This window comes from Stenotrophomonas sp. Sm10, from assembly GCF_030985515.1.
Taxonomy (GTDB): Bacteria; Pseudomonadota; Gammaproteobacteria; order Xanthomonadales; family Xanthomonadaceae; genus Stenotrophomonas; species Stenotrophomonas hibiscicola.
The window spans coordinates 1-7,247 of the sequence record NZ_JAPTFO010000125.1 but is presented as its reverse complement, the minus strand read 5'-3'; the positions used below and the strand labels follow the sequence as shown (position 1 = coordinate 7,247).

The 7,247-nt window shown below is 67.2% G+C and carries 5 protein-coding genes; 4 read left to right on the top strand and 1 reads right to left on the bottom strand.

Translation table 11 applies throughout. From position 1 onward, the window contains the following. Positions 1-46 precede the first annotated feature (46 nt). The gene (locus tag O0J15_RS19855) at positions 47-2,089 is read right to left on the bottom strand and encodes a TonB-dependent receptor (RefSeq protein ID WP_308306162.1); all 2,043 of its coding nucleotides are present in this window, start codon (positions 2,087-2,089) and stop codon (positions 47-49) included. Between the two features lie 494 nt (positions 2,090-2,583). Here O0J15_RS19855 and mdoH point away from each other — a divergent pair, with 494 nt between their 5' ends. The 4 genes from mdoH to O0J15_RS19835 are packed head-to-tail and all read left to right on the top strand — an operon-like array spanning position 2,584 to position 7,008. Continuing rightward, complete coding sequence (mdoH, locus tag O0J15_RS19850; RefSeq protein WP_155030164.1) at positions 2,584-4,509, top strand: glucans biosynthesis glucosyltransferase MdoH; 1,926 nt, start codon at positions 2,584-2,586, stop codon at positions 4,507-4,509. 50 nt (positions 4,510-4,559) lie between these two features. Continuing rightward, positions 4,560-5,219, top strand: a complete 660-nt coding sequence (locus O0J15_RS19845) for an alpha/beta hydrolase (RefSeq protein ID WP_019660747.1) — start codon at positions 4,560-4,562, stop codon at positions 5,217-5,219. 3 nt (positions 5,220-5,222) lie between these two features. Next, a complete protein-coding gene (locus O0J15_RS19840; RefSeq protein ID WP_019660746.1) occupies positions 5,223-6,266 on the top strand; it encodes a sensor histidine kinase in 1,044 nt (347 codons plus the stop codon). A 10-nt stretch (positions 6,267-6,276) separates the two neighbouring features. Next, positions 6,277-7,008 (top strand): LytTR family DNA-binding domain-containing protein, encoded by a 732-nt coding sequence (locus O0J15_RS19835; protein ID WP_019660745.1) that lies wholly within the window; start codon positions 6,277-6,279, stop codon positions 7,006-7,008. Positions 7,009-7,247 lie beyond the last annotated feature (239 nt).

The window sequence follows — 7,247 nt, the reverse complement described above, 5'->3', positions numbered from 1 at the left end:
GGCAACGGTCGGGGCAGCAATAGCGCGATCACGGCGCGCGCGGGGCTCAGAACCGTGCGGTCATGCTGAGGAAGTAGCTGCGCCCAGCGACGAAGTAGTCGGTGGAGCCTTCGGCATACAGCGTCTTGTCGGCCAGGTTGCTGATGCCACCGCGCAGGGTCAGCACCTCGTTGACGTTAAGCGCTGCGGTCAGGTCATACAGCGTGTAGGCCTTGAGGAAGGTCGTCGCCGTGCCGGTCTGCCTGCCGGTGTACTGCGCCGACAGGCTGCTGGAAAACACCGTGTTGGGCGTCCAGTCCAGCGACGAATAGCCGGAGAATTCCGGCGTATCGATCAGGTTGCGGCCGGTAGTCAGGTTCCTGGCTTCCTTCATCCAGGTTGCCGAGGTGCGCCAGCGCCAGTGCTCGCCGAAGCGGAAATTGAGGTTGCCTTCCATGCCGCTGGTGCGTGCGCGCTGCACGTTGCTCATCCGTGTCCACCAGATGCCGTTGAACCTGCCCAGCGGTGCGTACTCGATCTTGTTCCTGAAGTCGGTGTGGAAGTAGGTCAGGCCGGCATCGACCAGGTCGTTGTCAAAGCTGATGCCGATCTCGCGGTTGGTGCTGGTTTCCGGGTCCAGGTCCGGGTTTCCGGCCATGTAGCAGCCGCCGCGGGTATAGCCCAGCGGGATCAGCGAGGTGCAGCCACGGCCCCCGGACTGGGTGGCGGCGCTGGGCGAGTTCTCGGTCAGGCTGGGCGCGCGGAAGCCCTTGGAAACGCCACCGCGGATGGTCCATTGCTCGGCCGGATGCCAGACCAGGTAGGCGCGCGGGCTGACGTGGCCACCGAACTTCTCATGGTGGTCCAGGCGCGCGCCCAGGGTCAGTGCCAGGGTGCGGTGCAGCTTCAGTTCGTCTTCTACGAACAGGGCCCAGGTATCCACTTCCAGATCGGAACCGCTGACGGCATTGCCGGCATAGTCGATCGGCGCGCGGCCGATGGTGTCGGTGTTGGTCAGTTCCTGGCGCTTCCACTGGCCGCCCACGGCAAACTGGTGTTCAACGCCGAGGGTGAACGGCGTGGTCAGGTTGCCCTCGATGATCGTATCTGTTGCTTCGGAACGGCCGGTAGCACCGATGTTGTTCCTGTACTCGGTCCAGTACGCACTGATCTTCGAATTGCCGAAGCTCCACTTGCCATCGTGGTTGAGCGCCAGCGAGCTGCGCTTGAGCTCACTGGCACCCCACGCGCTTTCATCCTGCTTTTCCAGCGACGCATCGATGAAGGCCTGCTGCACGCCATGGCCGGCTTCCAGCGACAGCGCCTGTGCGTCGCTCAGGTTCCACTGCAGCAGCGCGTCGACATTGCGGTCCTTCTCGCCCGCATAGGCATTGCCGTAGACACCGCCGTTGGAGCGGTCCGAATCGCGGCGCATGCTGTTGGCGCCGATGCGCAGGCCAAAGCGCTCGCCGAGCGGGCCGGAGAACGTTGCGCCGATCTGCTGGGTATCGCCGCGCTTGCCGTCAGCGGGGCGGGTGTAGCTGTGGGTGGCGCTGCCGCTCCAGTCATCACCGATGCCCTTGGTGATGATGTTGATCACCCCGCCCATGGCATCGGAGCCATACAGCGACGACATCGGCCCGCGCACCACTTCGATGCGTTCGATCTGCTCCGGCGAGATCCAGTTCAGATCCTGACGGCCGAGGTCGGGGCGGTAGTTGGTCGACGCCGAGCTGCCCATGCGCTTGCCGTCCACCAGCACCAGCGTGTAGTTCGACGGCATGCCGCGCAGCTTGATCTTGGACTGCTCGCCGACCGCGCTGAGGCCACCGGTCACGCCCGGCACACGGCTGAGCAGGGTGGCCAGGTCGTGCACCGGCTGACGTTCGATGTCCTCGCGGCTGATTACGCTGATGCTGGCCGGGGCATCCTTGATCCATTGCTGGTTGCCCGAGGCGGTAACCACCACGGTATCCAGATTCGTGGTGGAGGCATCGGCGCTGGCCTCTGCGGCAGCCATGCCGGGCAGGCCAAGCAGGCAGGCGGCGGCCAGGGCGCTGGCCAAGCGGGTGCGCGGCGGGCGCGCGGGACGGGAACGGGACAGGGGCATGATGGCTTCCATCGGAGGAGGGAGACCCGATGGAGGCAGCAGGCGCACGCAGACAGCGGGCAGCTCCCTTCCATGGGTCGTACGGCGCCGGGGCTGGAACCGGCGCAGCTGGGTGGGTTTTGACCGTGCGGACGACGGCAACCTGCCTGGTTCATGAAATGATAACCGTTCGCATTTGTTACGATCCAGTACAGGAGGCGACGAGGTGACATCCGATACCTGGCTGCCAGACTCGCCTGCTGCTTGCTGAATGGGGATAAATCCCGGCGTAGGCCTTCGCACCCGGCTTACATCCGGCGCCCTAGACTGGGCCGCATTTTCGATTCCGCCCTGTTGGAGATCGTGTGGGTTCCGGTAGTGACAGACAGCGACTGCGCGGCGTGAGGCCGACGCAGCCAGGACAAGTGCGGGCGCCGGGAAAGCGCGCCGGGAACCTTGGTGCATGCAGCCCGGCCGGGATGGCCGGCCGTGCCGACCGCGCGGAGTAGGCGGCAATGGGGGTGCAGACCATCCATGCGGAAGCGGGTACGCCCCGGCTTGATGCCGGCTGGGCGCTGCTGCCGGTGGAATCGCCGTTGCAGATGCCCGAGCAGACCCTGCGCGAGGGCCATCTGAAGGTTCGACGCCACCGCACCTCGCCGCGGCTGATCGGCCTGCGCCGGTTCTACATCTTCGGCGGCACGCTGGCGATGACCGCCATCGCTACCCGGATGATGTGGCGGGTGCTGTCGGCCAACGGCATCAGCGTGCTTGAAGCCTGCCTGCTGGTGCTGTTCGTCGGCCTGTTCGCCTGGATTGCGCTGTCGTTCGCCAGTGCCGTGGCCGGCTTCCTGACGGCGGTGTTCGACCGGGGTTACCGGCTGGGCATCGATCCGGACAAGCCGCTGCCTACGGTACACAGCCGCACCGCGCTGCTGATGCCAACCTACAACGAAGACCCGCGCCGCCTGCTGGCGGGCCTGCAGGCGATCTACGAGTCGGTGGCGGCCACCGGCCAGCTCGACCGCTTCGACTTCTTCGTGCTCAGCGACACCCGCCGCGAGGACATCGCCGGTGCCGAGGAACAGGTGTTTGCCGAACTGCGCGAGCGTGTACCTGATGGCCGGGTGCGGCTGTTCTACCGCCGCCGTGGCGACAACAGCGGGCGCAAGGCCGGCAACATCGCCGACTGGGTGCGCCGCTTCGGCGGCGCCTACCCGCAGATGCTGATCCTGGACGCCGACAGCCTGATGACCGGCGACAGCATCGTGCGCCTGGTGGCCGGCATGGAACACAACGCCGACGTCGGCCTGATCCAGACCCTGCCGTCGGTGATCGGTGGCCGTACCCTGTTCGCGCGCATGCAGCAGTTCGGTGGCCGCGTGTACGGGCCGGTGATTGCGCGTGGCGTGGCCTGGTGGCATGGCGCCGAGAGCAACTATTGGGGCCACAATGCCATCATCCGCACCCGCGCCTTCGCAGACCACGCCGGCCTGCCAGCGCTACCAGGACGCAAGCCGTTCGGCGGCCATGTGCTCAGCCATGACTTCGTCGAAGCGGCGCTGATGCGGCGTGGTGGCTGGGCCGCGCACATGGTGCCCTACCTGGGTGGCAGCTATGAGGAAGGCCCTCCGACACTGACTGACCTGCTGGTGCGCGACCGCCGCTGGTGCCAGGGCAACCTGCAACACGGCAAGGTGGTCGGCAGCCGTGGCCTGCACTGGATCAGCCGCACGCACATGCTGATCGGCATCGGCCATTACTTCACCGCGCCGATGTGGGCGATGCTGATGCTGATCGGCATCGCCATTCCATTGTTCCAGGAAGGCATTGATTTCAACGCCCTGCTGCACCTGTCGCCCAGCGTTTACTGGCGCGCACAGGACGAAGAACAGGTGGTTCGCCTGTTCGCTGCCACCATGGCCGTGCTGCTGCTGCCCAAGGTGCTGGGGTACCTGGCAATGCTTCTGGAGCCGGTCGACCGTCGTGGCTGTGGTGGCGCGATCCGCGCGTTCGTTTCGATGCTGGTGGAAACCGTACTGGCCGCGCTGATGGCGCCGGTGGTGATGTACGTGCAGTCGCGCGGCGTCGCCGAAGTGCTGTCCGGGCGCGATTCCGGCTGGGACGCGCAGCAGCGTGACGACGGTGGTATCTCGTGGCTGGCGCTGATCCGCGGCTATGGCGGCCTCGGCGTATTCGGTGCCTTCATGGGCGTGCTGGCCTGGGCCGTATCGCCGTCGCTGGCCGCGTGGATGGCGCCGGTGGTGATCGGCATGGTGCTGGCGGTCCCGGTGGTGGCGCTGACGTCATCGCGCGGGCCGGGTACCTTCCTGCATCGGCTTGGCCTGCTCGATATCCCCGAAGAGAACATCCCGCCGCCGGTGCTGGTACGCGCTGCACAGCTGCGCCGGGAAGCGGCCGAACAACCGCCGCTGTACTGATCGCCCTGCGGCAGCGGCATAATGCGGCTCGAACTTGAAGGAGCCACATCATGCTGCAAACGGTGGAACAGGAAACCGGCGCCTCGCCGCAGTGGTCGGTGATCTGGCTGCACGGCCTTGGCGCCGACGGTCACGATTTCGCGCCGATCGTGCCGGAGCTGGTGCGTCCGCACTGGCCAGCGCTGCGCTTCGTGTTCCCGCATGCGCCGGTGCGGCCGATCACGATCAACAACGGCGTGCCGATGCGCGGCTGGTACGACATCGTCGGCATGGATTTCCGCTCGCGCGCCGACATGGCCGGCGTGCAGGACTCGGTACTGCAGCTGGATGCGCTGATCGCGCGTGAGATCGAGCGCGGCATCGCTCCGGAGAAGATCTTCCTGGCCGGTTTCTCGCAGGGTGGCGCGATCATCCTGACCGCCGCACTGTCACGCACGGCGCCACTGGCCGGCCTGATTGCACTGTCCACCTACCTGCCCGAGGCCGAGAGCGCCAAGCGCGCTGACGGTGCGGTGCAGGTGCCGGTGTTCATGGCCCATGGCAGCAGCGACCCGGTGATTCCGCAGGCGGTGGCCGTACACAGCGCGCAGGCCCTGCAGGCGATGGGCCTGGAGGTGGAGTGGCACAGCTATCCGATGGCCCACCAGGTCTGCGCCGAAGAAATCCAGGCGCTGGGTGACTGGTTGCAGGAACGCCTGGGCGCTGCCTGAGCCATGTCACCGGCCAGCGCCCCGCCGTGGATGCCGGAACTGTGCCGCCTGCCGCGGCTGGCGGCGATGCTCGGCCTGGCCGAGCTGGTGGTGGTGGTACTGGCGCTGGCGCCCGACGGTAGCCGTCACTGGACCTTCGGCGAATTGCTGTCGGCCAGCGGCTTCGCGTTGTGGCTTGCGCTGGCGGTGACCGCCAGCCTGTGCCTGCTGCGGCAGGCGCTGTCGAGGCTGCCGCAGGTGCTGGGGGCTGTGGCGGCCATCGCACTGGCGACACTGATCGCGGTGATCTGCGCCGGCATCGTGCATGCGCTGTACGCGGTGCTGGGCGACAACTTCGCCCGCGGCATCAGCTTCTGGCGCTTCACGCTGGGCAGCGCGGCCACCACCGCGCTGATCACCGCGCTGGCCCTGCGCTATTTCTATGTGAGTGACCGCTGGGCCGCGCAGGTGCAGGCCAACGCACGCGCACAGGCCGATGCGCTGCAGGCGCGGATCCGCCCCCATTTCCTGTTCAACAGCATGAACCTGATCGCCAGCCTGCTGCATCGCGATCCGGCGGTGGCCGAGCGTGCGGTGCTGGACCTGTCCGATCTGTTCCGTGCGGCGCTGGGGGCGGGCGAGGGCGATTCCACCCTGCGTGACGAATGCGAGCTGGCCGAGCGCTACCTGTCGATTGAATCACTGCGCCTGGGCGAGCGTCTGCAGGTGCGCTGGCAGCGCGATGAGCCGCTGCCCTGGAATCTTCCCCTGCCTCGCCTGGTACTGCAGCCGCTGGTGGAGAACGCCGTGCTGCATGGCATCTCGCGGCTGCCCGAGGGCGGCACCATCGAGCTGCAGCTGGTGCGCGAGGGCAACGAGCTGCAGATCCGCGTGCGCAACCCGGCGCCCGACCCGCAGGCGCCCGGACTGGCCCTGGCGCGCGGTGCCGGCCATGCCCAGCACAGCATCGGCCATCGGCTGGCCTGGCGTTTCGGCAGCGCCGCGCGGATGACGGCTGGCTGGAGCGAGGGCTACTATGCCTGCCAGGTGACAGTGCCGATCCAGTGAGGGAGCGATCGTGAGGGTAGTCATCGCCGATGACGAACCGCTGGCGCGCGAGCGCCTGCGCAGCCTGTTGTCCGCGCAGGACGGCGTGGTCGTGGTGGCCGAGGCCGGTAACGGCGAGCAGGCCCTGCACGCGTGCGCGGAGCTGCAGCCGGACCTGGTCCTGCTGGATATCGCCATGCCCGGGCTGGATGGCCTGGAAGCGGCCCGTCATCTGGCCAGCTTCGAACCCCGGCCGGCGGTGGTGTTCTGCACCGCCTACGATGCGCATGCGCTGTCGGCGTTCGAGGCTGCGGCGATCGACTATCTGATGAAACCAGTGCGCGCCGAACGCCTGGCGGCGGCGATTGCACGCGCACGCACGTTCCTGGCCGGCCGTGATGGCCAGCCGCAGGACCATCGTGGGCAACAGGCACGGAGCATGCTGTGCGCACGCCTGCGCGGCAGCCTGCGGCTGATCCCGCTGGACGACATCCACTACCTGCAGGCCGAAGAGAAGTACGTGGTGGTGCACCACGCACGTGGAGAAGACTTGATCGAAGAGTCACTGAAGTCGCTGGAAGAGGAGTTCGCCAGCCGCTTCATCCGCATCCATCGCAACTGCCTGGTGGCACGCCATGAGCTGGTGGAGCTGCGTCGTGGCACGGGCGGCCAGGTGCAGGCGATGCTGCGCCATGGCAAGCAACCGCTGGAAGTCAGCCGCCGCTGCGTGGCGACGCTGAAGCAGGAACTGCGGCATCTGTGAGGTTTCCGCGCGGCCTGCGGCCGCGACTGCTTTCAGATCAACAGCAACAGCAACAGCAACAGCAACGGCGGGTTGGTCGGCTCGTTGGTGCTACGTACTGGGTCGGGCCGAGGTGGGGTGGCGGGACACGCTGCAAGTACATCCCTGTAAGCTCGATGGCGCCTTGCTCGTGTGCGCTGTCCTGCGCACACGGCAAGACCGGGGTTGGGCGTCCTGCCCAACCCGCCCGAGGCATGCCT